The sequence below is a fragment of the Nostoc sp. genome, assembly GCF_036917195.1.
In the GTDB taxonomy this organism is placed as follows: Bacteria; Cyanobacteriota; Cyanobacteriia; order Cyanobacteriales; family Nostocaceae; genus Nostoc.
Genome location: NZ_JBALDG010000093.1, coordinates 44,472 through 70,853 on the forward strand (window position 1 = coordinate 44,472; position 26,382 = coordinate 70,853).

At 42.8% G+C, this 26,382-nt stretch carries 22 protein-coding genes and 3 pseudogenes; 10 read left to right on the forward strand and 15 right to left on the reverse strand.

Annotated features, from left to right (window positions below):
* Positions 1-25: 25 nt before the first annotated feature.
* The 7 genes and pseudogenes from V7K40_RS31410 to V7K40_RS31440 all read right to left on the reverse strand — a co-directional run bounded on the left by V7K40_RS31410 (position 26) and on the right by V7K40_RS31440 (position 5,729).
* Entirely contained in the window at positions 26-772 is a 747-nt protein-coding gene (locus V7K40_RS31410; RefSeq protein WP_334966792.1) for a creatininase family protein, read from the reverse strand.
* A 451-nt stretch (positions 773-1,223) separates the two neighbouring features.
* Positions 1,224-1,496, reverse strand: a pseudogene (locus tag V7K40_RS31415) (cupin domain-containing protein).
* A gap of 19 nt (positions 1,497-1,515) precedes the next feature.
* Entirely contained in the window at positions 1,516-1,875 is a 360-nt protein-coding gene (locus V7K40_RS31420) for a Mo-dependent nitrogenase C-terminal domain-containing protein (protein WP_334966794.1), read from the reverse strand.
* A gap of 641 nt (positions 1,876-2,516) precedes the next feature.
* A complete protein-coding gene (locus V7K40_RS31425) occupies positions 2,517-3,977 on the reverse strand; it encodes a YARHG domain-containing protein (protein WP_334966796.1) in 1,461 nt (486 codons plus the stop codon).
* Between the two features lie 47 nt (positions 3,978-4,024).
* Positions 4,025-4,573 carry a GIY-YIG nuclease family protein gene (locus V7K40_RS31430; protein ID WP_334966798.1) on the reverse strand — a complete coding sequence of 183 codons (549 nt, stop codon included), beginning with the start codon at positions 4,571-4,573 and terminating at the stop codon, positions 4,025-4,027.
* A 72-nt stretch (positions 4,574-4,645) separates the two neighbouring features.
* Positions 4,646-4,975, reverse strand: coding sequence for a hypothetical protein (locus tag V7K40_RS31435; RefSeq protein WP_334966799.1), 330 nt, complete (start codon positions 4,973-4,975; stop codon positions 4,646-4,648).
* A gap of 559 nt (positions 4,976-5,534) precedes the next feature.
* Positions 5,535-5,729, reverse strand: coding sequence for a hypothetical protein (locus tag V7K40_RS31440; protein ID WP_334966800.1), 195 nt, complete (start codon positions 5,727-5,729; stop codon positions 5,535-5,537).
* Between the two features lie 321 nt (positions 5,730-6,050).
* On the opposite strand from V7K40_RS31440, the gene V7K40_RS31445 reads away from it, so the two are divergent.
* Positions 6,051-6,578 (forward strand): GNAT family N-acetyltransferase, encoded by a 528-nt coding sequence (locus tag V7K40_RS31445; RefSeq protein WP_334966801.1) that lies wholly within the window; start codon positions 6,051-6,053, stop codon positions 6,576-6,578.
* Between the two features lie 152 nt (positions 6,579-6,730).
* On the opposite strand, the gene V7K40_RS31450 is transcribed toward V7K40_RS31445, so the two are convergent.
* On the reverse strand, positions 6,731-7,351 hold the full coding sequence (locus V7K40_RS31450; protein ID WP_334966867.1) for a class I SAM-dependent methyltransferase: 621 nt from the start codon (positions 7,349-7,351) through the stop codon (positions 6,731-6,733).
* A 164-nt stretch (positions 7,352-7,515) separates the two neighbouring features.
* On the opposite strand from V7K40_RS31450, the gene V7K40_RS31455 reads away from it, so the two are divergent.
* The 6 genes and pseudogenes from V7K40_RS31455 (at position 7,516) to V7K40_RS31480 (ending at position 12,470) form a co-directional block, all read left to right on the forward strand.
* Positions 7,516-7,707 carry a hypothetical protein gene (locus V7K40_RS31455; protein ID WP_334966802.1) on the forward strand — a complete coding sequence of 64 codons (192 nt, stop codon included), beginning with the start codon at positions 7,516-7,518 and terminating at the stop codon, positions 7,705-7,707.
* Positions 7,708-8,121: 414 nt separating this feature from the next.
* Positions 8,122-8,409, forward strand: coding sequence for a Mo-dependent nitrogenase C-terminal domain-containing protein (locus tag V7K40_RS31460; RefSeq protein WP_273764859.1), 288 nt, complete (start codon positions 8,122-8,124; stop codon positions 8,407-8,409).
* Positions 8,410-8,601: 192 nt separating this feature from the next.
* A complete protein-coding gene (locus tag V7K40_RS31465; RefSeq protein ID WP_334966803.1) occupies positions 8,602-9,276 on the forward strand; it encodes a response regulator transcription factor in 675 nt (224 codons plus the stop codon).
* Between the two features lie 249 nt (positions 9,277-9,525).
* A complete protein-coding gene (locus V7K40_RS31470; protein ID WP_334966804.1) occupies positions 9,526-10,485 on the forward strand; it encodes an inorganic phosphate transporter in 960 nt (319 codons plus the stop codon).
* A gap of 28 nt (positions 10,486-10,513) precedes the next feature.
* Positions 10,514-11,183, forward strand: a pseudogene (locus tag V7K40_RS31475) (DUF3641 domain-containing protein); the annotation flags it as partial.
* A 279-nt stretch (positions 11,184-11,462) separates the two neighbouring features.
* A complete protein-coding gene (locus V7K40_RS31480) occupies positions 11,463-12,470 on the forward strand; it encodes a zinc-dependent alcohol dehydrogenase family protein (RefSeq protein WP_334966805.1) in 1,008 nt (335 codons plus the stop codon).
* Between the two features lie 643 nt (positions 12,471-13,113).
* On the opposite strand, the gene V7K40_RS31485 is transcribed toward V7K40_RS31480, so the two are convergent.
* Positions 13,114-13,752 carry an FMN-binding negative transcriptional regulator gene (locus V7K40_RS31485; RefSeq protein ID WP_334966806.1) on the reverse strand — a complete coding sequence of 213 codons (639 nt, stop codon included), beginning with the start codon at positions 13,750-13,752 and terminating at the stop codon, positions 13,114-13,116.
* 481 nt (positions 13,753-14,233) lie between these two features.
* Complete coding sequence (ilvN, locus tag V7K40_RS31490) at positions 14,234-14,752, reverse strand: acetolactate synthase small subunit (RefSeq protein WP_334966807.1); 519 nt, start codon at positions 14,750-14,752, stop codon at positions 14,234-14,236.
* Positions 14,753-15,096: 344 nt separating this feature from the next.
* Between ilvN and V7K40_RS31495 the strand changes: the two genes are divergently transcribed.
* Complete coding sequence (locus V7K40_RS31495) at positions 15,097-15,465, forward strand: BON domain-containing protein (RefSeq protein ID WP_334966808.1); 369 nt, start codon at positions 15,097-15,099, stop codon at positions 15,463-15,465.
* A 70-nt stretch (positions 15,466-15,535) separates the two neighbouring features.
* Here V7K40_RS31495 and V7K40_RS31500 read toward each other — a convergent pair whose 3' ends face one another.
* From V7K40_RS31500 to V7K40_RS31510, 3 genes and pseudogenes are all read right to left on the reverse strand, one after another.
* Positions 15,536-16,468: an alpha/beta fold hydrolase gene (locus V7K40_RS31500; RefSeq protein WP_334966809.1), complete on the reverse strand. Its 933-nt coding sequence runs from the start codon at positions 16,466-16,468 to the stop codon at positions 15,536-15,538.
* A 103-nt stretch (positions 16,469-16,571) separates the two neighbouring features.
* Positions 16,572-16,700, reverse strand: a pseudogene (locus V7K40_RS31505) (ISAs1 family transposase); the annotation flags it as partial.
* Between the two features lie 75 nt (positions 16,701-16,775).
* Positions 16,776-17,777 carry a hypothetical protein gene (locus V7K40_RS31510; protein WP_334966810.1) on the reverse strand — a complete coding sequence of 334 codons (1,002 nt, stop codon included), beginning with the start codon at positions 17,775-17,777 and terminating at the stop codon, positions 16,776-16,778.
* A gap of 147 nt (positions 17,778-17,924) precedes the next feature.
* On the opposite strand from V7K40_RS31510, the gene V7K40_RS31515 reads away from it, so the two are divergent.
* Positions 17,925-18,026 carry a hypothetical protein gene (locus V7K40_RS31515; RefSeq protein WP_334966868.1) on the forward strand — a complete coding sequence of 34 codons (102 nt, stop codon included), beginning with the start codon at positions 17,925-17,927 and terminating at the stop codon, positions 18,024-18,026.
* A 157-nt stretch (positions 18,027-18,183) separates the two neighbouring features.
* Here V7K40_RS31515 and V7K40_RS31520 read toward each other — a convergent pair whose 3' ends face one another.
* Both V7K40_RS31520 and V7K40_RS31525 read right to left on the reverse strand, forming a co-directional pair.
* Positions 18,184-20,391, reverse strand: a complete 2,208-nt coding sequence (locus tag V7K40_RS31520; protein WP_334966811.1) for a CHASE2 domain-containing serine/threonine-protein kinase — start codon at positions 20,389-20,391, stop codon at positions 18,184-18,186.
* Between the two features lie 408 nt (positions 20,392-20,799).
* The gene (locus tag V7K40_RS31525) at positions 20,800-21,075 is read right to left on the reverse strand and encodes a hypothetical protein (protein ID WP_334966812.1); all 276 of its coding nucleotides are present in this window, start codon (positions 21,073-21,075) and stop codon (positions 20,800-20,802) included.
* 463 nt (positions 21,076-21,538) lie between these two features.
* Between V7K40_RS31525 and V7K40_RS31530 the strand changes: the two genes are divergently transcribed.
* Positions 21,539-26,338, forward strand: a complete 4,800-nt coding sequence (locus tag V7K40_RS31530) for a PAS domain S-box protein (RefSeq protein WP_334966813.1) — start codon at positions 21,539-21,541, stop codon at positions 26,336-26,338.
* The last annotated feature ends 44 nt before the right edge of the window (positions 26,339-26,382 follow it).

The window sequence follows — 26,382 nt, forward strand, 5'->3', positions numbered from 1 at the left end:
TCTCTACAATGTCTTTCCATGAGTTTTATTCTGCGTTCACAAATTCTAAATACCCATTGCTAAGTTCTTTCACCGCCAAGTCATAAAGTTGTTTACCGTGTTCTGGCGTTGCTAAAGCCGGATTTGATCCCATGCGTCCATCTGGATAACGCACTCGAAAGTCAGCTGCGCTATAAATCCTGTATCCGCTTGCAACTTCGGGTGAAAGGGGCGCTTGCTTTATCGCCTCTGGATAAACGTACTGAGTAAGGGCTACTTCACTTGGCGTTGCATGAGAACCTTCTTGATCCCCATATAATTCTTTAGCTAGCTTATATACAGAACCGCACATAAACCAGTTTGCCACTTGACATTGCACCTGTTGAGCATTGTTAATCTGTAAATCTTCTAAATGGGCGTAAGTTTCGGAGAAAGCCGCTTTCAGGGTGGCGATGTTACCACCATGTCCGTTGATAAAGTAGAACTTGGTAAAACCAGCTTTGGCTAAACAAGTCACATAATCTCGCACTACTTGAATTAAAGTGCTGGGGCGCAGGCTGATTGTGCCAGGAAAGGAAGTATGATGCAGTGCCATGCCCACATTGATTGTAGGGCCAACGATCGCCCCAGTTGCATCACCTACACCAGCTGCGATCGCTTCTGCACAAATAGCATCAGTACCAATTAACCCGGTTGGCCCATGTTGTTCTGTGGAACCAATAGGGAAAATTATTCCCTTTGACTGCTGTAAATAAGCTTCAATTTCTTGCCAAGTACTTAAATGCAGTAACATTTTTGATTATTTACCTCAATAAAATTGCGGTGGAGCGAAACCTTTTTTTGCTACACAGCATTTTTTGTAACTAAACTCCCACTAACACGATTATGAACTGCCAAGATTAAGAGTGGTGGCGATCGCTATCATCAGATCCCCGACTTCGTAAAAGTTGTCGGGGATCAATGGCTTTCACATTTTTAGTTATCAACCACTAACCTGGCAAGAATTTTCTGCCAAATTTGGAGGAAATGAAACTATTTATTTTTAGGAATATTGTTTAGGGGATGGAGTCGCAACGAGTTTCGAGCGATATGGATATAAGCAATTTATGGATTCTACCACTTTATCCTACGACACTCGCTGCGAACCTCCATATAGTAAAAATCTAAATTAAGTTATGAGATGTTGTGAAGCGTTGGTCTTTGGGATCACCAAGTAGATAAAGGGGATCACTCTTGTCTATTGATTAATCAAAGTAATAATGTTTTTTCACATTGCTTGTAATTTCCCATATGCAGGACATGCCAGGAGGAAAAATCACCAAATCACCTTTCCCCATTTCCACTGGTTGTCCACCATTAGGAGTAACAACTACCTCATCTTGCAAAAAGTAGCAAGTTTATTGAGAATCATAAGTCCAAGGGAATTTGGAAACTTCCTTTTTCCAAATTTCCCATTTAGAAACACCCAATTCATTGAGGCGTTCTTGTGTAGGTTGATGCTCAATTTTAATTTCCATATTGTGTTTTCTCTAGTTATCAGCAGTAGGATTGAATATCCTCTCCACACTGATCTACTAGATAACACAAGGCCCGAAAACGCAAGTAGACAAGTTCGTTATAAAGCGGATTGAGTTTGCACATTGGCGGAATATGGCCTATTGTGCGACCAAAAAGCATGATATCACGCTCGAATGGACACTGGGCAGGAATCAGTTTAGCAATAAATCTGGCTAATTTCCGATTCTGAATCTCAAATTTGTCCAGCGATTGACGTAATGGTTGCAGTAAATCTAATTTAGGTAAAGCAAATTGCTTTTTACGGACTGTTTGATCCTTTTCTTCTAAAGGGTTAATAAAACCAGGCAGAAAAATACGTCGATTTTTTGTTTTAAGCATAGTCGTAGGCAAGGTTTTCCTAGTGTAGATAAGCTATTTGCAGATTGGGAATATTACTATGTAATCTGTCTGGTCAATTTGCATTTTGCTTGTAAATTGGAAAGTAAAGTAAGCACAATGCAAAGAATTTACATGCATCTTTGGGGGGAAATCGTTTAACTAATTGTTATTTAAACCCACCAAATCAGGAAGAACTGTCCCGTTAAATACAAAATAACAAAGAAAATATAAACATGGCATTTTTTTAACTTATGGATTGCTTATCTTGGATATAGCAATTTTATATCTTAAATAGAAATGCCTGGTTCTGAAACTGCCTAGTATCTAAAGATGGACTTTGGGGGAAAAGAACAGAGTTTATCTCTTACTCTATATAGACTTCACTAGGATTAGCCTTTGATATTTGGCGATTTTAGACTATTAAATATTTAATAATCTGTCCAATATATTACATTAGCTAACCTATATATTATCTAATAAGTAGCAAAGAAATCCTTTGATAAGTCCAAGCAAATATACTTAGAAAGTATAGCATTTCTCAAAAATATTTGCAAAAAATGCATTGGTTATCAGGGCGTACAGCAGTATGCCCCTACTGATATATATCAGGTATTTCCTGAAATGGTATAATTATGAAAATCTTATTTCTTAAAATATCTCAAGCCGTAACGAGCTTGATATTTGCTGATATAATCTACATTCTGTTGCTCTAATTTTGACAACAATTTAGGTGGAAATGCTTTTGGTAAATATATAGGACGATACCAAGGTTGGTTATTAAAGTAATCTTGTAATTCAGAAATATTAAAACGGCGACCGTGACTGGCAAAAATCGAATTTCGCATAATATCTAGTTCAAAACCGTCTTTACCATCCAAATCTGCATCAGTTACAAGTCTTTGGGAAAGCCAGAAATAAGTGTTGACAGTGCTAGTATCAACTGGCGGTATTGATGTAGTTGGGGTAGGTGTAGATTGAGTAGGAAATGGGGTCGTTGGGATCAATTTGGGAGTTTCTATGACGGGGCTTGTGACAGTTGAGGGTGTTTGTGAAGGTAACACCGTTTTGTCTGCTGTAGATTGAGAAGATTTTGTTAATACCTGGCTAATAATCACAGATGCACCAATTAACCCACCTGCGATTAAACTGCCGATAAGGATATTATTCTGACTATTACCTTGAGGGTTAGGCTGTGGTTTGACAGGCACTGTCTGAGGTGGCGGTGCAGAGACTATAGTCGGTTGAGTCAAGAGGGGTTGCGTCGGTGGAATAGGATTTGCTATGCTCTGCAAAGTATCCAGCATTGCTCTGGCTGTGGGGTAGCGATCGCGCGGATGATAAGCGATCGCTTTATCGATCACTCCTGCGATGATTGGGCTAAGATGACTGGCATACTGTCGCCAGACAATTTCACCCGTCTGGGAATCCGTTTCTAGTTGTTGGGCTTGTCTACCAGTCAACAAATAAATTACCGTCATTCCTAAACTGTATAAATCACTAGAAAAAACTGGTCTACCTGCGGCTTGTTCACTCGGCATATAGCCTGGTGTACCAATCACAATCGAACTGGTAGGATTGCCTTGAGAATTCACCACTGTTCCCATTGATTCCCGTACAGCACCAAAATCAATCAGCACCGGTTTACCATCCCGATGACGCACAATGATGTTATCCGGTTTGATATCGCGGTGAACGATATGCTTAGAGTGAACGTAATCCAGGACGGGTAATAAATTCATGAATAATTCCTGGACAGCACCTTCACTAAATAGCCCCTGCTTCTGGACTTTTCCAGTTAGGGTATCGCCTTCAATCCACTCTTGAACTAAGTAAAATTGTCCGCCTGAGGAGAAGTAGGCATACAATGCTGGAATTTGGTCATTTGCGCCACCGAGTTCTTCTAAAATAGCTGCTTCCCGTTGAAACCTCTCTTGCACTATCTGGTAAATTTGGGGATTATTGTGAATCGGTCTTAGCTGTTTAACCACACAACGCCGCTTTGAAGGCATATAGGTATCTTCTGCTAAATAGGTTTCACCAAACCCACCAGCACCCAGTGTACGGATAACTTGATAGCGATCGTTCAGCAGCTGTATTGTCATCAAAGATTACAAGCGAGATTTATAAGATAGTTTTCCCCAAAACTACATCATTTCAAATCTAGTAAACCTTCTTCTTTCAATTTAGGATTGAAGCGAATTTGCATTTGCAAACCACGCACTTCTAGCAATTGCGTTGAAATTTCTGCTTCTACTCTCCGTGCCACATTTTTAATAATTTTTATTTGTGCTAATTCATCATTAGCTGGATTTTGATATTTTGCCTGTTCTTCAGGTGTCATTATCACTTTCACATCAATGGGATGAGTCCATTTTTCCTTGTGATCCCCATTTCCCCAAGGTACACTGCCATTTTCAGCAATCCAAGCATTTTCAGTATTTTCTAAAATTGTGCGACTAGGGCGTTCAATAGTTTGAACTTTTACCCAATAACAATGCTGTGGCTGACGGACTAAATGCTGCTTGAGGCTTAGATAAACATCACGGGAGTATCCTACAAATTGGAGTACTTTTTCTTGGTCAAAAATAGCATATACCCCGATTTTACTCTGAAATTGTTCGGGTAATTGACCGTGATCGTCAATGTAAGGAATGTATTCCAGGGTTGCCAAAGAAGAAAGATTCGTTTCAAGAGCCATACATCAAATATCAAACTTACTATTTGCCTTCAGAATTGAGAATTGCTAATTAGGGAAAAATTATCTTGATAATTACTCATTACCCAATTTTTGGTAAATTGCACAAAGGCGACTGGGTTTAAAAATCTTAGCACTAAACATGAAATTTGGTGGAACGTTGATGATGGCATACTCATCAGATTCATGATACTTTTCAAATTCTGCTGGCATTCCTTTAGTGGTAGTTAAGCTGTAAGGAACTGGTTGGAAAAGTAATTCTGTAAATTTTACTTGTTCACACTGTAACTGTTGACGAATTTGGTTTAAGAAAGCAACGCTTGTCAATAAATTGAATAGAGTTTCTTGAGCTTGTGCTTCAAGAGTGAAACTGCCATCAAAGTTTTGGACGATTTTAAGGGGCATTTTCTGTATAATTAGTTATTAACGACTAAGTGATGATAGAGAATAGGCAACATGTTACACATGGTTATCCAAAAGTGCTGGACAATGGAGCCTACCTTTTTATGCAGATGAGCTTTGTGAAAAATCACCGCTTTAAGATCAGCCTATTGGATTATGGGATTTCTGTCAGCCACGGAGGGAAGCTGGCATGATTAAGAATCGTGAACTTTAGCAGATTTTCAGGAATAGGTGATTTCTGCTTAACGCTGTGCTGACAAACATCAGATATTATATTTAGAAATATTAATATCAAATATATAACTAGGTGCAAGGAAAATCATTTCTTCAGTATGGAGTAAAATCAAAGAAACAATAGTATAATCCCAAAGGACTGCCTACAGCGGCCTGCACCTACGCACTTACCATACCAGCCTCCACCCTCCCTAAAAACAATTCTCACACAATAAAATAAGTGGATAATCATGATATAAATCACAACTATCCACTTCAAAGTTTACTAAATCTGGGTTACTAGAAAAAACTCAATTAGATTATTGAAACTAGGCAAACTTCAAACCAATTAACGTGACTCAGTTCCCTGATTGGGGCTACCTGCTACAGAATCGTTTTCTGGTGCTTCTGGTGTAGCAGAGGGTTTACCATCAGTCTTTTCAGCATCGCCAGTTTTGCGGGTACTTTCGTCAACGGTGGTTTGGTAACCTCCAGAAGCAGTAGGCGTAGTTTCTGGATTATTAGATTTTTGTTCTTCAGCCATGATTACATTCCTAATCATTTATTCTTGGCATTATCTTAAGAAAATTCGGGGTTTGAGTGCATCTATCTAGAATCTAGTTATGGCTGATTTCACCTCTATCGGAAGTATTGTTTAGTACTACTCAGGTATGCTAACAAAAATCCATAAATATAGAATTTGTTAACCTTAGAACGCTTGCTGTCGTTAAGGGAGAACTTGGAACGGGTTTGATGTCCAAGATGCTTTTGAAATTGCTTTATTGATAGTTGGCAGGAAATAGCAAATGATCTGAGTGAATAATATGGTGTGATGATTGTGATACAAACTAGCAAAGTGTAATTAATGAACCAGAGCAATCTATCGTTACCATCTGGATGTGTCCTTCGCAAGGCAACCTCTGGGGATCAGTGGTCGATTCGATTGCTGGTATTCTCAGCGAAACTCGACCCAACCCAATTAAATTGGCAGCAATTTTGGGTAATTGAATGCGATGCCTACGGCGGGCAAAGCCTACGCAATCTGGTAGCTTGTGGACAGCTTCGTAATTTCTCAGGGGCACAAGAACTTGGTAGTTTGGTCGTTGCATCAGCTTGGAGAGGTTGCGGTTTGGGCACTTTGCTAACGCAGCATTTGATTAATACAGCAACACAACCACTTTATCTTGAATGTTTGGGTGAACGATTGGCGCAGTTTTACAGTCGCTTTGACTTTGTACCAATATGTTTTGAAGACTTGCCACAATTTCCCAGGACAAGAGGCTTGTCTACGCTCAAGGGTAAATATAGATTTTCGCAATTAGCTAAAAAGCTGCTCAAAGTTCCTGTGGTGTTTATGGAATATCGAGATCAGTTAAGGCTTGATCCTCCCTAATCCTCCTTAAAAAGGAGAGAATTAGAGCAAGCCTTTTTAACGGGAGAAAGTTATCTGATTTTGGATTTTGGATTTTGGATTGTGAAAGAGTTGCTGGTAATCGCTTTGAGCGCCCCATCTGTCGCAATCATTGTTCAAATTGGTGTTATCCATCAATCCAAGGGAGGTTTTGTAAAAATCGTTAGTAAGACAGGCCCTAGTAAATAGTGGTGATTCAAACACAATAACCCAGCACAGAAGCCAAGAAGTTGACGTTGATTAGGGCTGTAGAGTCTAATTCCCCGGGGAGAGACTGGCAATAATTGAGGTTCTGACTCTTTTTTGGAGGTAATGTCAACCAAGTAAAAGCGTCCACCGGGAGAAAGTACCCGTGCTATTTCACTAACTACTTGTTTAGGTTCCAAATAGTGCAAAAAGCTGATAGTGCTGAAAACAGCATCAAATTGACCATCAGCAAAGGGAAGAGACTCTGCTTTCCCCTCGATATAAATTAAACGTGGACGGTGGCAGTTACTCTGTCTTGCTACCCGCAACATATTAGCAGATAAATCCAATCCGGTGGCTTGCAGATCGGGAAACTGAGTAGCAAGGCGTTCAAGTAAGCGTCCAGTACCACAGCCGATATCAAGTACATTTGCTGACTCTGGTAAATCGACATACTCCAGTAACCGTTTGTGAACGGCTCGATAAAACACTGAAGGAAAGAGCCAGTCGTAACTTGATGCCCATAGGTCAAAAAGTAGCTTTTTGTTACTGAAAAAGTCATCAGTCATTAGTTTTCGCAGCTTCCCTGAAGCTTGATGCTTTTTTAGGGTAAGTTTAGCTGCGCCTCCAAGAAGTTGGTTATAGCTTTGCAGTGCAGCAATATCTAGCCTAGCCTTTGGCACATTACCATTTCACAAAATTCTGTTAAAAATACGTTGCGAGGGGCGTACAGATGTCAGCCCCTTCTCTGCGAGACGCTACGCGAACGGGGAAGTCAAAAGTCAAAAGTCAAAAGTCAAAATTCATGGGTGTCAACTTAACGTCAAAGCCTTTCTACAACAAGCTTTTAGAGATTGTCTCGTTAAGAGTGGGAATGCCTAATGGGGGGCTGCCGCCTCAAGACTTGCGGCTCTGCCGCAATTGAAGAGCATTTCCAGCCTCTGGCTGGAAACGAGGTTTTAAAAGGGTTTGCGCTTAGGGACTTCCAGTTAAAAAAAACATCCCATCGTAGGGGCGCAAGGCCAAGATCCCCTACAAATGTACAAATAATTTTGGATAATTTATTTTTTGTCAGTCCCTTAAGTTGACACCAATGTACAGATGTAAGTCCCTACAGCCAATTCATTTGTTGCAAAAATTTTTGGGGACGGTATAAATCATCCGGAATTTTGGCAATTGAATGTGTAGTTAACAGTGTGCCTAGAGACTTATTCTATCTCTGTAGAGAACCAAAGAACGAGCAATCACTGCATAAAACTATAGAACCTAACCGTATGTATTTATAGAGGTTCAAATACAACAAACTCAATCTAATTTGAAATTATCAAGGTGAACAATTATGACAAGCTTTATTCAAGTCTGGTTACACAATGATCTACTGCACCCAGTCCGCGAGTGGTTGGAAACGATAAAAATTCATAACTCCAAATTGGCTCATTTCCTGTGCAAAGCTATTCCTGCTCAGTGTCCCTTTGAGCGAGACATCACAATGTTTGGTCGGAAGCTATTTCACATTCCTCCGATGTGTAAATTAAATCCCCTATACGAAGAAGTAGTTGGTTTGCGTTTTAAAGCGCTCTGTTATCTCGCCGATGAATGCGGTGAAGATGTCACAGCCTATTGCTAATAGCTAGTTGGATCGTTCTTTGATCAAGCAGCCATCGGGAATTGCAGACATACGGTTGTTACTTACTCAGATTTATACTAAGCTAAGTACACCTAATTTAGATGTTTGGCTATTAAGTAGCTGGCACCTCACTAAAGTGTTTCCAAACCGTATTATTGCTTACCGTACCCTGCTGAAATCATTAACATGATTATGACGCACATCTTACTGGTTGAAGATGAAGTCAAACTGGCACGATTTGTCGAATTGGAGCTAAGTTATGAAGGTTATCAAGTTAGCGTCGCCTACGATGGATTAACTGCACTCACCGCAGCGCGTGAGTTACATCTAGATTTAGTAATTTTAGACTGGATGTTGCCGGGTTTGTCGGGGTTGGAAATTTGCCGTCGCCTACGAAATATTGGTGATCAAGTGCCGATAATCTTATTAACCGTCAAAGATGAAGTGAGCGATCGCATTGCAGGTTTAGACGCTGGTGCTGATGATTACCTGGTTAAACCCTTCGGTGTTGATGAATTATTAGCCAGAGTCGGCGCTCACCTGCGAAGAAGCCACCAAGCAGACAAAGCAGATGTTTTAGAATTTGAAGACCTAAGTTTAAATCGTCGCACGCGCCAAGTGTACCGAGATCAGCGGTTAATTGAGTTAACTGCTAAGGAATTTGATTTACTAGAATATTTACTGGCCCATCCACGACAGGTAATTACCTGCGATCGCATTTTAGAGGAAGTCTGGAGTTACCACTTCATGGGCGATGCTAACATCATCGAACTTCACATGCGCTACCTGCGTCTGAAACTTGAGGCCAATAACGAAAAGTGCCTTATTCAAACTGTGAGTGGTGTCGGCTACACATTGCGTGATTGAATTGAGCATTGGGATTAGTCAATAATCAATAGTTCTTCTTTCCCTGTTTCACTTGCTTCTTTTCTAGTCCCCAGTGTTAAATTTAGACTAACGCAGATGCCCCAAAGTCTCTGAATATATAAAGATTTAAGGTTTTTGGCAATCTCAGCAAAAACTCATCCAACTTAGAGTTAATTATATTAGGATGCACAAAGTGCTGTATGTTGCTGGCACTATAGTGGTCGTTGCTGTTAATTTATAAACCCAAAAATGTTGTTAATTAGTCTATTTATCGCCACGCTCTTTTTAGCATATTCCAATGGTGCAAATGATAATTTTAAAGGGGTAGCAACGCTGTTTGGTAGCCGAACTAGCAGCTATCAAACAGCAATTTTGTGGGCAACTTTTACAACTTTGTCTGGTGCAGGAACTGCGACTTTGTTGGCAAGTACACTAATTAAAAACTTCTCTGGAAAAGGACTAGTGCCTGATGCGATCGCTAACACCCCAGAGTTTCATATAGCAATAGCGATCGCTGCTGGTTTAACTGTGCTGATTGCTACCCTCATCGGGTTTCCCATTTCCACAACTCACAGTTTAATAGGTGCACTGGTTGGTGCTGGATTAGTTGCGATTGGACTCAAAGTTAATTTTGCAGCTTTGGGAACTTCCTTTATTTTGCCTCTATTACTCAGTCCAATCATTGCTATTCCTTTGGGAGCAGGAATTTACAGCTTATCTAGCTATATCAATTCTAAATGGAACCTACCAGTTAGTCAGAAAATGATTGATATTTGTCATTTTATCAGTGCTGGAATTGTCAGTTTTACTAGAGGATTAAATGATACTCCCAAGATTTTCTCACTCATTCTAATTATTGAGTATTTTTCGATTCAGGGAGGAATGATCACGATAGCGATCGCAATGGCACTTGGCGGTTTACTCAACTCCCAAAAAGTTGCAGTAACCATAAGTGAAAAGATTACCTCAATGAATCATCCTCAAGGTTTATCAGCAAATATAGTGACTGGAGTTTTAGTTATTGCAGCTAGTCGCTTTGGGCTTCCAGTTTCCACCACTCATGTTTCTGTTGGTTCAATTTTTGGTGTGGGGTTGATTGGCAAAAAAAACAATATGCGTGTTTTTTATCAGATATTATTATCGTGGATTTTAACTTTACCTACTGCTGCAATTATTAGTGCAATAACCTACAGATTATTGCAAGGATAGAAAAAATTAATATATTTCTGCTATGTTTAATTTGACCATTTATTTTGAAGATAGATTTGCTGATTTATCAGAAGAATTTGCTAAATACCAAGTAATAGTCGTGGCTTCCCTGCCCTGCTACCTAGCAGATAATGTTAATAAAATGCACGGTACTGGTGTTTTTGATAGTTCAGTTAAAGTTTTGTAGTGACTTAACCAACTTGGCTATGGTAAAGACCAAAATTAAATTTTGGACTTAGTATTTAATCCCCAGTTACCTACGGGTGAAAATTTTCCTTTGCTGCCGAACAGACTAACCTAAAACGAGATTACAAAATGTTCTTATAAGAACATTTTAATATTGTATTTAATAACCTCTTCGCCATTACCAACCTACCAGTTGGTAGAACCAAAATGCATTCAGAATCTAGAAAACTGTACATCAGCTATTTGCAGTTTTTAGAGTCACATTTTAATCCCAGCACAATTGAACATTTAATAGCGATGAACTTTCAATTGACTATCTAGGCAATGTATATGATTGTGACTTTAACCAAATGATGAATTTGCCTGCGACAAATCGCAATGGTGAAACCTTGATAGTTAGCAAACTTTTAGAAGCTGGCAGTTTAGACCTGATTAGTGAGATAGAAACTACTGCTGATTGCTATGGTTGTACTGGTGGCTGTGGTTCTAGTTGTAGTGGTGCTTTGCTCTAAGGTCGCTAAAAAAAGTCTGTTACCAAAATTGTTACGAGTGCGTTGTTGTTGGGCAGCTAATTTATCATGATATATAGTTAAACTCCTCACACCACATTGTAAACCGTCAAACACCAAGTTTCGCGGTTTTTTCCTTTTTAGGAGCTTGTTTTCATACATTGCGCTGTGAGATAAGGGATGAGGGTGCGATCGCAGTTTTCCCTAAAACATAACTCTGTATCCACCCTCTTGCGCTAAAGTTGCAAATGAACGTGCATTTAAAGCCAGGAGGAAAGAGTTGTGAAAGCAGTCTTGATGACAGCAGCTGGCAGTCCGGAAATTCTGCAAGTACAGGAAGTGCCAAACCCTGCTGTTCCTGTAGGTAATACTGAACTTTTAGTGCGTTTGGTGGCGGCTGGCATTAACCCTATTGACACTAAACTTCGTAGCCGAGGCAGTTTCTACCCCGATCGCCTGCCGACAATTTTAGGATGTGATGGTGCCGGTATTGTCGAAGCAGTTGGTGCTAACGTTCAGCGTTTTCGCCCAGGCGATGAGGTATATTTTTGCTATGGCGGCTTGGGCGCACACCAAGGCAATTATACTGAATATACCGTTGTGGATGAGCGGTTTGTGGCACGTAAACCCCCGTCTATCTCCTTTGCGGAAGCAGCAGCAGCGCCTTTGGTGTTAATCACCGCTTGGGAAGCTTTATACGAACGGGGACGATTGGAACCTGGGGAACAAGTTTTGATTCATGGGGGTGCTGGTGGTGTCGGTCATGTAGCAATTCAATTGGCGAAACTCAAAGGTGCTACTGTTTCCACCACAGTCAGTTCTGAGGAAAAGGCTAATTTCGTCAAAGAACTCGGTGCAGATCATGTAATTTTTTACAAACAAACAGACTTTGTGCAAGCGGTATTAGATTGGACTGGCGGCAAAGGCGTAGACTTGGCTTTTGATACCGTAGGCGGCGAAACCTTTCACAAAACTTTCCCCGCAGTGCGAGTGTATGGCGATATTGTGACGATTCTCGAACCAGATGCTAATACTGTTTGGAAAACTGCTAGAACTCGCAACCTCCGCATTGGTTTAGAATTCATGTTGGCACCAGCGTTGCTAGGATTGGAAGAGAGTCTCCAGCATCATGCAGAAATTCTCGAACAATGTGCCACCTGGATCGATGAAGGCAAGTTAAAAATCCACGTTAGTCACAAGTTTCCTTTGAAAGAAGCGGCTAAAGTCCACCAATTACTTGAAAGCGGTTCTGTGACGGGTAAAATTGTTCTACTGATTAGCGACGAATGATCGAGCAACTTGAATAAATTATTTTTTAAAGGCATAGGCACGCAGTGGTTAAACGCAGAGGTACACAGAGGGGTTTCTCTGCGCTCCTTTGCGCTTTCTTTTGCCTTCCTTTGCGTTTATATTAATTCTTCTCTTTTTCCCTCTAAGGAGTTGCGATCGCATTCATCGCCTTTGGTCGCGATCGCCCTTCCTATGTCTCTACCAGGTTGACTTACAGCAAGAATTGACGGGAATTGATGCTATCTGCGCCAAGCTATTCTCATAGAGATGGTTTGCGATCGCACTACAAAGTTAAGTTAATGCTTCGGCCGCCTTGTTAATGCATTGGCTTACATTATTAATGTGTCGGCCGCCTTGTTAATGCATTGGCTTACATTATTAATGTGTCGGCCGCCTTATTAATGTAATGGCTTGCATTGTTAATGTATTGGCTTGCATTGTTAATGCATCGGCCGCCTTGTTAATGTATTGGCTTGCATTGTTAATGCATCGGTTTGCATAAATTAACCTACTCTTTCTCTAATTTTATCCAGCCAGCTTATCAGGCTATGTTGGCGCAGCAACAAGCTGAAACCGAAAAACTAGCTTTATACTGTGCTGCTGTCGATGCTGCTCGATTAGCAGAATGGGAATTTTACAACGATTATCCTGGCATTTCACCAGTTTCAAGATTCTGTTTCATTGCAGTACCTATGGCATGAACAGTTGACTCTGTACTTTGTAACAACTCATGTGCAACATTATTCTGGTCAGAATGACTGCGATTTTGGCTAAGTTTGTATTTGCCTTCCAATCGCGTCACGGTTATCTCAAAGCCAATAATGCCGTTCATCATTCCCTCGCGAAAGTTATCAGATAAACTATGCCATTGAGATTTATACTCAGAGTCATAGGTGTTAATCATCTCCTCAATCATCTTATCCATCAATTCTGGCGAATCACTGAGGGTAATAACTTGGGGCACACCATAGGCGTGTACAGCGATGTAGTTCCACGTCGGTACACTCTCTTGCTTCTCATACAAAGATGGCGAGATATAAGCATGGGGGCCACTGAAGACAGCAAGTGCCTCGTCTCCCCCAAAGACTTGCCATTGAGGATTTGGTTTAGCAAGATGACCCGATAACTTAACCACATTATTTTGCACTGTGACAACCAGTGGAATATGTGAGGCAACAGGGACATGATTCACAATAGACACCAATGTAGCAAAACTATTGGCACGCATGAAAGCGACAAGTTTCTCAATGTCATCTTCTCGAAAAGCATTTGGGATGTACATGATGCTTTAACCTCACTCTCATTCATTTGGACATAATAACGAGAGATGTCGTAGTTTTTTAGGGTCTAATGACTTTTTAGATGCGTTTGATAAAATCTTGATGGAACAGCATATATAGCAATTCTCGTTTGGATGCAATACATGGTAGGGGCACAGCAATGCTGTGCCCCTACGAGTGGTCTGTATTCCATGCAATTGAGAACCGCTATAAAGGAAATTTCTCGGCTGAAAGTGCTAGCTTAAGCGTCAGGTAGAAGACTTGCTGGAGGGTTGCGTCATACCCATCTGGCGTAACTTGTGCATATAAAAAGACATAACCGCAGATGCTTAATTGTATGTTAGTAGTTATTACTTCTTAAATCAGAAAACACGCTCAACTCCCTGGCTCACCGATATGCGTCTCTGAATGAAACACACGTTGGGGGCGCACATCTGCGCCCCCACAAGTTAATTATTTACAAGCCTTTATTTAAGTTCCCAACTAAACTTTTGCTTCCAAAGACTTGAGTAACTCGGTATTCACACCCGACTCACGAGTCAGAGCAATTTTGCCAGTGCGGGCGATTTCTCTCAAACCAAATTTTTGCAACACCTGCACGATCGCTACCATTTTACCTGGATCTCCCACAACTTCTAAGGTGAGAGAATCTTCCGCCACATCCACGACTCGCGCCCGGAAAATCTGAGACAGTTCGATCACTTCTGAGCGATTGCTGCTAGTAGCATTCACCTTTAAGAGCATCAATTCCCGCTCTACGCAAGGAGTTTCGGTAATATCCTGTACCTTAAGCACATTGACTAACTTGTACAGTTGCTTGGTGAGTTGCTCAAGAATGCGATCGTCACCAGGTATAACCATCGTAATTCGGGAGACTCCTCCTTGTTCAGCAGGGCCAACAGCAAGGCTTTCAATATTAAAGCCGCGACGGGCGAATAAACTAGAAATGCGGGAAAGAACACCCGCCTCATCTTCAACGAGAACTGAAAGAGTATGTTTCATCTTCGCCAACAGAGGCTAGAACAGGATTTGAGTAACGTAACACTAGTACCGTTTGGTAGAATTCACTCATTCAAAATTCAAAATTCCTTAAGTTATAAACTCTTGACATTTTGTAAAATGTATGTTTTTTTCTACGGTAACGTACTACTGCACTAATTGTCAGTGTGACCTTTTATTGTAAACTCAATAGCTGCACTCATTGTATTCTCTAGAGAGAAATTGGGCAGAAATCATTCTGCAAGGAGGAATTTTATTGAATGCATCTCTTTTGATTGGTAGATGCGGTATTTTTGTAGAGCTTTTATACTCAGGTTTAATAAGCCTCTAATAGGAGAAAAGTTTTTATGGGTTGGTTACAAAGATTATTTGGAATGGAAAAACCTCAAAATGCCGAAGTAAATCCTATTCCGCAGTCAATAGCGGCAGATCCTAGTACTAGTGTTGCTTCTACTGATACGCAATCAATCCCCCCAGAACGTTTAGGATTAAGCGGCGAATACGACCAAAGTGGCTTGGCAAAGCGGGTAGCGTTGGCATTTGATCAAGACCCCCAACTTGATGACGTTGATACCCTTTGGGTTGCTCAAACAGGTAGCACTGTAGTATTGAAAGGTAAAGTTCCCAGTCAAGAAATTCTCAACAAGATGATTTCTGTAGCTAATTCTGTGAATGGCGCTACAGATGTTGACACTAACCAAGCCACGATTGGCTAGGTGTTAAGCAATTCAAAATTCGATAGTGGCAAAGGTACTGGCTGGCGCGATCGCTCCCATTGCATAACATTTAGGAAGTAAGCAACGGTTGGCGATCGCTAACCGATCTCTCAATCCAATCTAAAATAGCTTGGTTGACTTGTTCTGGACATTCATCATGGGGACAATGACCTACATCTGGTAAATTCAGCACTTCCAATCTTTCGTTGTACTGGGCGAATTGGTTGGCCAGGGTTGGGGGAACAAACCGATCCTTTTGTCCCCAAATTAACAGCATCGGAATTGTTAAGGTTGGTAACACTGCCTTGACACTGGGACTAAAGTTAATTCCAATGGCAGCTTTGAATAAAGCACTAAAAGCCCTCGCCGAACCTTTGTCTTGGGGAGGCTCTGCTAAAATTTCTATAAGTTCATCGGTAATCGCCTCTGGTTTAGCGTAGGCAAGACCTGCCCAGCGACGCAGCACCCCTGGACGACGCACAAAGTCAAATACAGGTTTTAGAATCAACGGCGAAGCGACAATATTTTTAATTGCTCTGACGACTGGTTGCAGCACAGAAGGAATTGCTTCTTGCTCTAGTGAAGGGTCGGGTAAACTCATCATCACCATACCTAGCACCATGTCGGGGTGGGTGGCGGCGGCGGCCATGGAAATTAGTGAACCGTTGGAATTGCCCACCAAAATCGCTGGTTGACGGATAAATGTTTTCCAAAAGTCGTAAACCTGCTCTACCCAGAGTTCGATGCTGTAATTAGCTGCGGCTTTTTCAGAAGCGCCAAAACCCAGCATATCAATGGCGTAAACTGTGTGATGCTCACCCAACACCTCTAAATTATGTCGCCAATGACCAATGGAAGCGCCAAAGCCATGTAACAGAATCAGAGGTGTTGTCTTGTGGGTATTTTGGGCAGGGCGAATGTAAGTATAGCGAGTTTGCCAGCCCCGCCAAACCCAATCCCTTTGATTACCAACCCGCTCTTGCCAGTGTAGTGTAGTGGTCACAGTCTCCTCTAATTCATCAGTGTGAAAATCCCATTATAAAACTTTGATTTTTCACCGAAGAGGCTCTTGAGCAGGGAGCAATAAGCAAGGGAGGGCTAGTTCTGCCACAAATCACTCTTACGATAGCAATCGTCATGATATCAATTAAATTGTGTCGTTTAGTGCGGTCAATTCATAGGTCTTCTATTCCCAAAAAATGGTCAGCAATCGTGATTTTTGGTTTGAGCTTCATAGAGGGGAGAATAAGAATGTAATTCTTCTTTAGAGCAACTGTTACAATACCATGTTCTTTGACAAGCAGCCGGCGTTACGTTCCGAGTAGCTCAGGCACGAAGATGTCCTCGCACGTCAGCCGCCGCTTCGAGAGACCTTGTTCAAAGAAATAGCGCAAGAAAGTGTCAATCGTCTTGCGATTCGCTTCGACGCCGTACGGCCACCAATCATCAGGGAACAGGCGGCGGTTTTCCTCGAAGAGTGGAGTAAACCACGGTATCATAAGGTTCCCGTGTTGCTCCATTAGGCCTTTCCGATACTGCTCCATCGCAACGTCTTTCGCGTCGCAAAAGCCTCGGTAGATGGCCTTTACGAGAGCCGGATGCTGCGTGAGAAGCTCTTTGCGAACTATGATCGTGTGCATGATCGGGAAGATGCCGGTACGTCGGTAGTACGCGCGTTCGACCGACTCGTAGTCGGGAAACAGTCGCGCGACTTGCGGTGAGTTATTCAGCACGCACTGCGGCGCAACGGCCGAGATGAACGCGTCGATCTCTCCCGCTTCGAGCATCGGCCCCAACGCTTTGCCTTCTGGCACCGGCATTACGTCGACGTTCGCAGGATGCCGTTGCGGGATGAAATCAAATGGTGGCATGTACCAATCAGAGGCGCCGATGATCCAGCGGCACTGGTCCGGCGTCACGCCGTACTCGTCCGAGAGAATCCCCTTTGGCCACACGCCCGCATCGTGGCCGTAAATCCCGAATTCGCCGATGGTCTTGCCTGCGAGGTCTTCCGGCTTTTCGATGCCACTCGACGTGTTGATGAAGATCGCCGAATGTCGGAAATTACGATTTGGAAACACCGGAAGCGCGATGAACGGCGGATCATCGAGGTCGAGGGTGCGTAGATAGAACGTCAATCCCAGTTCCGAGACGTCAAATGCGCGCTGCCGCACCATGCGCTCGAAAATGTCCGAGACAATGCGGGCGCTCTCGAAGCTGGCATCGACGCCATCGATCTTTACGGTGCCATCGAACAACGCACGCGTGTGGTCGTAGTTAGAGCAGCCAATTTTAAGCTTGAGATCGCTCATTGCACAGGTTCCTCCAGAATGCAGTCTTTCGTTTCAGATCATAGCGCCGCTATGCGGCGAACGCCGACGCACAGATGGTCCCAGTTGTCGGATGCGATTTTCTCCCGGTCGGCATCGCTCAACGATCTCCTCCTCTAGAAAGCGGCGATCGCCGAGCAGGTAGGCTACCAATCGGAAGCAGCGTTTAGTAAGGCATTCAAACGACAAAATAGACAATCTCCAGGAGAATATCGCAAGAGTAAACACTGAAAATAAATTCAGTTGAGTTAGTTGCTGAGTTATTGACACTTGATCTTAATAAACGCAAGTATTATCAGCAAGGTGAGAGAGCTATGAGGCTCAAGGGAAACGCATGTTATTTCCTAATAAAAATTATCGCCTAAAAAAATCTCCCCGAATCCTGAATTCAATTAATTGAAAAACGTTTTAAATCTTGTAAAACTGCGGCGGCTGATTGATAGCGATCGCTAAAATGATAATAAACCATCTTATCTAAAATTGCTGCTAATTCTTCGCTGACTGGCGCTGTTTGCCGCCACATGACATTCCCTGTTTCTAAATCTGGGTGGAGTTCTTGCGGTGGTATCCCAGTTATGGCTTGAATGCCAATCATTCCTAAAGCGTAAATGTCACTGCATAAGCGGGGATGACCGGCAAATTGTTCTGGAGGTGCATAACCCCGCGTCCCGATGGCTACTGTCGCTAATTCGGTTTGCTCACTATTTGGCGGTTGCATCAATTTGACAGCACCAAAGTCAATCAACACCAGCCGATTATCTTGAGCGCATCTAATAATATTAGTCGGTTTGAGATCACGATGAATCACTCGATGCTGGTGAATAAATTCTAAAACTTCTAAAACTTGTTTGAGCATCTCTATCACAAATGATTCGTTCTGTACATTCTGCACAGGTGGTAATTCTTCGCTTAGGGTATGTCCCTCGATATATTCTTGAATTAAATAGAATTCGTCGTCATCTTCAAAATAAGCAAGTAGTTCGGGAATCTGATCATGTTTACCCAAAGATTCTAATATTTCAGCTTCACTATTAAACAACCTGCGAGCAATTTGCAAAAATCGTGTATCTTGACGGGCTGGCATTAACTTTTTCACTACACAAGTGGGATTGCCGGGCCGTTGAGTATCCTGTGCTAAATAAGTACGACCAAATCCACCTGCACCAAGAACTTGAGAGATTTTGTAGCGTCCATTCAAAAGTAAATCACCAGATTTTATTTTTGGTGAATCAATTGGGGGAGGAAAGTCAAGATAGGAGTCGGGAAATGCTGTTTTATCTTCTAAGAGTACATTTAATTGGGCGATCGCTTCTTGTTGTTTTTCAACTTGCAGAATAATCACCTGAGTTTGCCGCTGATTTTGGAAGCTAGTATAAGCAATCACACAGATACTACTAATTACTAAGGCAAGAGCAGAAGGTATTAATGGCACCCATCCAGCTTGAAAAAACAAAGCGATGCAGATTACTATTAAGCCAAGTAGAGTTGTCCCGTCCACCACTAGCAACAGCAACGGATTTTGCCACCGCCATGCTATAGTTCCACCTAAGAGCGACCAGCCCCACACCCAAATAAGTTGCGCCCAGTCTGGCCAATACCAAATTAGAGGTCGCCCATCCAACACTGTACTGATGAGTTGACTTGCTATTTGTGCATGAATAAACAGAGCAGGCATTCTGGCTGGTTGATCTGGCAAAGCACTGTAGGGTGTATAAAAGCTACCTGAAGAAAGATTAGCTGCTGTGGTGCCAATAATTACAAGACGGTCTTTGACTAAATTGGGGTTGACTTGGCCACTGAGGACTTGTGTGAGAGTTACTTGGTTGGCGAGGCTGTTGGGGTGATGATAATTTAATAATATTTGATAGCCATTTGCATCCAGATGTTGGTAGCCACCAGAATTAGCTTGTAAACGCGGGAAGAGGGTTTTACCTAATTGAAATTCTCCTTTATTTGTAAATTGGTATTCAATGCCTTGTTTTTCCAGATAATTAATTGCTATTTGCGCCCCAAATGCAAATGATGTTGTACATTTCTTGTCTGTAGAGTTAGCAAATAACAAACTGCGGCGGAGAATTTGGTCGTTTTCATTGTCAGCAACTACATCACTAAACCCAACATTATCTATAGGAAAATTAGGTGGCGGTGGTATTTCATCTCTACCCAAGCTGCTGAACAAACAGGTGCTGATGATATTATCTTGATTTTGCTCCTTAGCTGCCAAATTGTTGTCTTCTGGTTGGAAAAGATATAAACCAACAATTCGCGGTTGATAAGACTCAATTTTATCTAATAGCTGATTTATGGTATGATCTGATAGAGTCCGTTTCTCTGGTTTGAGATCCTCGTCAGTGATTTTTACCAGCAAAATCCGCTGATCAGGTGCTTCTTTCGGACGCGATCGCAACATTTGGTCATAAACTATTAACTCCCAAGACTGCAACCATTTCAGTTCCCGAACTCCCCATATAAAGGCGGTAACTCCTACACTGGTAACCAAAATAATTTGCAACCAGCTTTTGCTCTTGGAAGTTTTATGGGAATCCTCAACTTTGGCAAAGAAGACACGAAGTTTTTCTAATAGTCCACTGATCACGGCGTTGCGACGGTAGCCTGAATTAGGTAGATGTTGCAGGCACAGAAGTTAATTTTCTGACTCTAGGTGAAAAGCTAATTAATCTGAGCTTCTCTATTAATGTAGCAATTTACTTGCTGCTTAGATACCTTGGTATATTCCTACTCTTAGCTACGTGCAGCCTCACCCACATAATCGGCTATGACGCTTGTGATGCTCGTGACGCTCGTGACGCTCTAAGCGAAGCCATGCCGTTGGCGTTGGCGCAGCCTCTCGTACCCTTACAGGGAAGCAAGCTACGCGTAGCGTCTCCCCTTCTCCCAAAGGGAGAGGCTAGCGCCAAGGGAGAAGAGAAGGCTTTACGCTGCGCTATCGCCCTTGGCGTCTCCCTTTGGGAGATGACTCGCCAAGGGCGTCGTGCTATTGCGGCTAATCATCTGTTTGAGCATCTTCAACAGGACTGGCAATTGGGAAAGAAATAGGATTAGTAGATGGAGTTAATGAATCTAACTGGGGTTGTTCGAGTGATGCTTCGATGCTTGAATCATCGAAATAGGAGCCGAATATTTTATCATAGTTAGAAGCAACAGCTAAAAAAGCACCACCCAAAATATAGATAGGTAATGGCAGATTAAATTCTTGCAACCAGTCAAACAGTTCTGCCAAGGCAAACAGCACCAAAAAGCAGGCAAGCCAAACCTTCATATTTTCATTCTCTGGATTGAAACAACTCTATTACTAGCTTAAATAGCTTGCATAAGGGACTGACAAAAAATAAATTATCCAAATTATTTGTACATTTGTAGGGGATCTTGGCCAAGATCCTCTACTTACAACCTCTATAACTGTAGATAGATGCAGTCAGAGTAATCGCAGATGCTATATTCCAGTATCTGGTAGAAAAATAAAAATATATTTACCTTATGCCTGCAATCGAACAGTTAAGGATTGCACAGTTGTTTGAAAGATTCGGCAGTGTCTCAAAGTTTCACAGGTAAAACTGGCAACGATTTTAGGGGTTTCGTTCCACACTACAAACTGATGGGAAAACGGACGGACACGACCTTCCCCACTAGCTATAAAAGAAATTGAAAAGCTACTATACCAGATAGAAGAACCCGGTGAGGCGCTTTTAGCCAAATACTTTCAAAAATGAGGAGCAGAGACTGTGACTGCTGATGTTCCAGCAACTATCACCCAAGACGTTGAACAGCTCTTAGCTAGGATCAGCGATGCTTTTATCAGATTGGATCGTGAATGGCGCTACACCTATGTTAATGACAAGCTAGCTGAACTAGCTGGGATCAATCAGGAAGACTTCTTAGGCAAGAGTATTTGGGAGTTTCCTGACAAAGTTAATAGCCTACTCTACACTGAACTGCACCGCGCTATTGCCGAACAAGTTCTAGTAAATTTTGAGTATTTCTATCCAAAATGGGATCGCTGGTTGGAAAACCGCGTCTATCCCTCAGAAACTGGCGTATCAATCTTAATTACAGATATTACTGAGCGCAAACGCAGCCAACAGCTTCTAACTGTACAGTATGCGATCGCTCACCTCCTTGCTGAGGCAACCACGCTTGTGAATGCGGTTCCAGCTATTCTCCAATCCCTTTGTGAAAGTTTAGGATGGCAAGCTGGGATAATTTGGAGTGGAGACGATGAAGCTAATGTTCTGCACCGCATGAGTAGTTGGTATTCATCTGACTTGGAGAAAGAACCATTCAACCAGCAGACAATTGCTTTTAATGAAGGTTTACCCGGTCAAGTTTGGGCAAGTGGTCAACCTGTTTGGATTTCAGAAGCCCAAGACGAGAATTTTTTTGCCGCCGCTATCGGATTTCCGATTCGGCTGGGTAATAAAATCTTAGGTGTGATTGAATTTTTCAGCGACCAAATTTCACCGCCTGACACCAATTTACTCCAAATGATCAGTGCGATCGCTACTCAAATTGGTCAGTTCATCGAGCAGAAGCAAACCGAGTCGTTACTGCAAGAAAGCGAGGAAAAATATCGCCAGATTTTTGAAACCCCAGGTGTATTGATTGGCGAGGAAGACTTTACCATTGTTAAAGATTTAATTGATCACCTGAAAGCTGAAGAGGTTACAGATTTGCGGCAAGATTTGAGCGAACAGCAAGCTGCGCTGCGCGATAGTGAAGCACGCTACCGTTCACTGGCAGAAGCTAGCGCATCGATAGTCTGGAGGGCGGCACCTTGGGGCAACGTTGTTGACGAGATTCCTACCTGGGAGGCGTTCACAGGGCAAAGTCCCGAAGAATACAAAGGATGGGGTTGGGTTGAGGCACTGCACCCAGAAGATCGTTCCTCGATGGTGGCAATTTGGAAACAGGCATTTCCTACACGTAGTGTTGCAGTTGCCGAGTATCGTGTTCTGCGACATGACGGCGAATACCGTTACATGAATATACGCGGTGTGCCTATACTCGACGACACAGGCGAAATCCGCGAATGGGTAGGAATGTGCTTGGATATTACCGAACGCAAGCAGGCTGAGGCAGACCGTGAGCAACTGCTGGTGCTACTGAAAACAGAGCAGACTCGCTTGCTTAAAGCTAACGTTCTGCTTGATACCCTCTTCAATAACGCACCTATAGGTATTGGCTTATGGGATGAGAAATTAAGATACGTTCGATTGAATGACGCTTTAGCTGAGATTAATGGTTTTCCCCAAGAGGCGCATATCGGTAAGACCGTCGCCCAACTGCTACCTGGAATAGATTCTGCGGTGATGGAAGCTTTCCGCCATGTGATCGAGACAGGAGAATCTATTGCCCAAGAGACTAGTGGGGAGACACCCGCCGCGCCTGGAAAGCAGCGGTATTGGTCGGGAAATTATTATCCGATTAAACTACCCGATGAAATTACTTGGGTGGGCGCAATCTGCCAAGAAATCACCGATCGCAAGTTTGCCGAAGCAGAGTGCGAACAGCTATTTGAGCGGGAGCAAGTGGCTCGTGTTGAGGCTGAGGACGCCAAAGAGCAAGTTACCCAAATTTTGGAGAGGATCACTGACGGCTTTCTGGCCTTTGACAGTGAGTGGCGCTTCACCTACCTCAATCATGAAGCAAGCAGAAATCTGGGGCGTTCCTGCGAGGATCTGCTCGGAAAAAATTTGTGGTCAGAATTCCCAGAACTGGCTGCTACTAGCTTTGGTCAGCTTTATCAAAGGGCAGTTGCTCTAGGAATGCCGCTTGAGCTTGAAGATTATTACCCACCCTTGGATGCATGGTTTGCGGTTCGCGCCTATCCTTCACCCACAGGGTTATCACTTTATTTCCGTAATATTAATGTCCGCAAACTCTCAGAGGCAAAACTGGGCGAGAGTGAGGCATGTTTTCGGCTGCTGGCTGAGAATTCAACTGATATTATTTCACGCCATACAGTAAATGGAACTCTTCTGTACATTTCACCAGCTTGCTACACAGTACTAGGGTATCAACCAGAGGAATTAGTCGGTCGTCTCAGCTATCATTTAGTTCACCCTGACGATCTGGCACAGATTGTGAAGAATTACCCAGTCAATGCCAATTTACCAGATATTTGTACTATTACTCACCAGGGTCGTCACAAAGACGGACACTATATCTGGTTGGAAACAACTCTTCGAGCTATTCGCGATCGCCAAACTAAAGAAATTTTAGAGATGCAGACGTCTTCGCGAGATATTACTGAGCGCAAGCAGGTGGAGGAGCAGCAGCGTTTTCTAGCTGAGGCTAGTGGGATTTTGGCTGCATCATTGGACTATGAGACAACCTTAGCCAGTTTGGCGCGTTTAGCAGTGCCTGAAATAGCTGATTGGTGCTTAGTTGATATTATTTCTAAGAATCAATCAGTCCGCCGTGTAGCAGCAGTTCATGCCAATTCAGGGAAACAAGAATTGGTAGAACAGTTACAAAATTATCCGCCTGATTTGGTACAAACAGAAGGTGTTGCTGAGGTAATACGGACAGGCAAGTCACAAATTACTCATTTTCGTGAGGAACAGATGCAAGTGCCAACCCACAACGCCGCTCACCGAAAAATCTTGCAAGAACTAAATCCGACATCTGGTATGAGTGTACCGCTGATAGTTCGGGGACGAGTGCTGGGAGCTATGACTTTGGTATCTTCTTCAGGTCGTCGCTATGACACCAAAAGCCAGATGTTAGCTGAGGAGTTAGCTTGTCGGGCGGCGATCGCTGTTGATAATGCCCGACTCTACAAAGAAGCACAGCAATCTCAACAGGCGGCTTTACAGGCAGCATCTCGCACTGCCCGTCTGCAAGCTCTTACCGCTGCACTTTCTGAATCTCTAACTTTGGCACAGGTCGCTGAAGTAATTGTAGAGCAAGGTATGGCAGCTTTGGCAGCTAGTTCTGCTTTAGTAGCATTACTGACTAAAAGCGGCACTGAATTAGAAATTGTCCGGGCTGTAGGTTATCAAGAGGAAACGCTAGATTCATGGCGTCGATTCTCTATTAATGCATCTGCGCCACTGGCAGAAGCAGTCCGAACCAAAAAGCCGATCTGGCAAGAGTCAACAACAACAAGGGTGGCTCGTTACTCACATCTGGCTCAGGAGTATGCTCGGTACAACTACGGAGCTTGGATTTCGATTCCATTGATCATCGAGGGACGAGCCATAGGTGGAATATCTCTAGCTTTTGCCGAAATTCAGGAGTTTAACCAGGATGACCATACCTTTATCCTTGCACTAGCACAGCAGTGCGCTCAAGCGATGGAACGTGCCCGTCTATACGAGGCAGAGCAAACTGCACGGGAAGCAGCAGAAAACGCCAACCGGATTAAAGACGAGTTTCTGGCAGTCCTTTCTCATGAGTTGCGATCGCCACTCAACCCAATTTTAGGATGGTCAAAGCTACTCCAAACCAAAAAACTTGATGAAAAGACAATCCCTCAAGCGCTGAAGACTATTGAGCGAAATGCTAAGTTACAGGCTCAACTGATTGAAGACTTGTTAGATATTTCCCGGATATTACAAGGTAAACTTAGCCTGAATATCTATCCAGTTGACCTAACATCTGTGATTTCGGCAGCAATGGAGACAGTGCGGCTATCGGCAGAAGCTAAGTCAATTCAAATGCATATCAGCCTAGAACCAAATTTGGGACAAGTTTTAGGTGACTCTAACCGATTACAGCAAATCGTCTGGAACTTGCTCTCAAACGCAATTAAGTTTACACCTGTGGAAGGACGGGTGGATATCCGATTGGAAAGCGTAAAGGGTATAGGGCACAGGGCACAGGAAACAGAAAATAGTCCTATGCTAAACCCTATATTTTATGTTCAAATCACAGTCAGCGACACAGGGAAAGGCATCGATCCTGATTTCCTACCTTACGTGTTTGAATATTTTCGCCAAGAGAACAGTAGCACCACCAGAAAATTTGGTGGACTAGGATTAGGGTTAGCGATCGTCCGTCACTTAGTCGAACTGCATGGTGGGACAGTCCAGGTAGAAAGCAGGGGGGAAGATCAGGGCGCAACTTTTACAGTAAGACTACCGCTGATCCAAAATCAATCAGAGATTAAACAGGACAGTAGCGACTCAGAGCCATCCGCAAATTTGAATGGGGTGAAAATTTTAGTAGTGGACGACGATGTAGATACGCGAGAATTTATTGCCTTCTTGCTAGAGCAGTATGGAGCAAATGTGACAGCAGTACCATCAGCAGATGAAGCCCTAGCCGTTTTAACCCAATCCTTGCCAGATATACTTTTAAGCGACATTGGGATGCCAGAAGTCGATGGATGTATGTTTATGCGACAGTTAAGAACACTGCCACCAGAGCAAGGAGGGCAAATTCGGGCGATCGCACTTACTGCCTATGCTGGAGAAATTAACGCCAAGCAGGTACTAGAAGCCGGATTTGACAAGCATCTTGCCAAACCAATAGAGCCAGCCGAGTTAGTAGAAGCGATCGCCAACTTAATAGCTGAATAAACCTGCCTCTACCTTCATCTGCAAAAAGTAAAGGCTGAGAAACT

Coding starts and splice junctions, on each gene's coding strand:
- V7K40_RS31460 (WP_273764859.1), top strand. CDS start 8,122: ATGACAAGCTTTATTCAAGTCTGGTTACACAATGATCTACTGCACCCA.
- V7K40_RS31525 (WP_334966812.1), bottom strand. CDS start 21,075: ATGAAGGTTTGGCTTGCCTGCTTTTTGGTGCTGTTTGCCTTGGCAGAA.
- V7K40_RS31425 (WP_334966796.1), bottom strand. CDS start 3,977: ATGACAATACAGCTGCTGAACGATCGCTATCAAGTTATCCGTACACTG.
- V7K40_RS31450 (WP_334966867.1), bottom strand. CDS start 7,351: ATGACTGATGACTTTTTCAGTAACAAAAAGCTACTTTTTGACCTATGG.
- V7K40_RS31510 (WP_334966810.1), bottom strand. CDS start 17,777: ATGAGCGATCTCAAGCTTAAAATTGGCTGCTCTAACTACGACCACACG.
- V7K40_RS31410 (WP_334966792.1), bottom strand. CDS start 772: ATGTTACTGCATTTAAGTACTTGGCAAGAAATTGAAGCTTATTTACAG.
- V7K40_RS31455 (WP_334966802.1), top strand. CDS start 7,516: ATGTCAGCCCCTTCTCTGCGAGACGCTACGCGAACGGGGAAGTCAAAA.
- V7K40_RS31440 (WP_334966800.1), bottom strand. CDS start 5,729: ATGGCTGAAGAACAAAAATCTAATAATCCAGAAACTACGCCTACTGCT.
- V7K40_RS31470 (WP_334966804.1), top strand. CDS start 9,526: ATGTTGTTAATTAGTCTATTTATCGCCACGCTCTTTTTAGCATATTCC.
- ilvN (WP_334966807.1), bottom strand. CDS start 14,752: ATGAAACATACTCTTTCAGTTCTCGTTGAAGATGAGGCGGGTGTTCTT.
- V7K40_RS31445 (WP_334966801.1), top strand. CDS start 6,051: ATGAACCAGAGCAATCTATCGTTACCATCTGGATGTGTCCTTCGCAAG.
- V7K40_RS31420 (WP_334966794.1), bottom strand. CDS start 1,875: ATGCTTAAAACAAAAAATCGACGTATTTTTCTGCCTGGTTTTATTAAC.
- V7K40_RS31495 (WP_334966808.1), top strand. CDS start 15,097: ATGGGTTGGTTACAAAGATTATTTGGAATGGAAAAACCTCAAAATGCC.
- V7K40_RS31430 (WP_334966798.1), bottom strand. CDS start 4,573: ATGGCTCTTGAAACGAATCTTTCTTCTTTGGCAACCCTGGAATACATT.
- V7K40_RS31465 (WP_334966803.1), top strand. CDS start 8,602: ATGACGCACATCTTACTGGTTGAAGATGAAGTCAAACTGGCACGATTT.
- V7K40_RS31435 (WP_334966799.1), bottom strand. CDS start 4,975: ATGCCCCTTAAAATCGTCCAAAACTTTGATGGCAGTTTCACTCTTGAA.
- V7K40_RS31485 (WP_334966806.1), bottom strand. CDS start 13,752: ATGTACATCCCAAATGCTTTTCGAGAAGATGACATTGAGAAACTTGTC.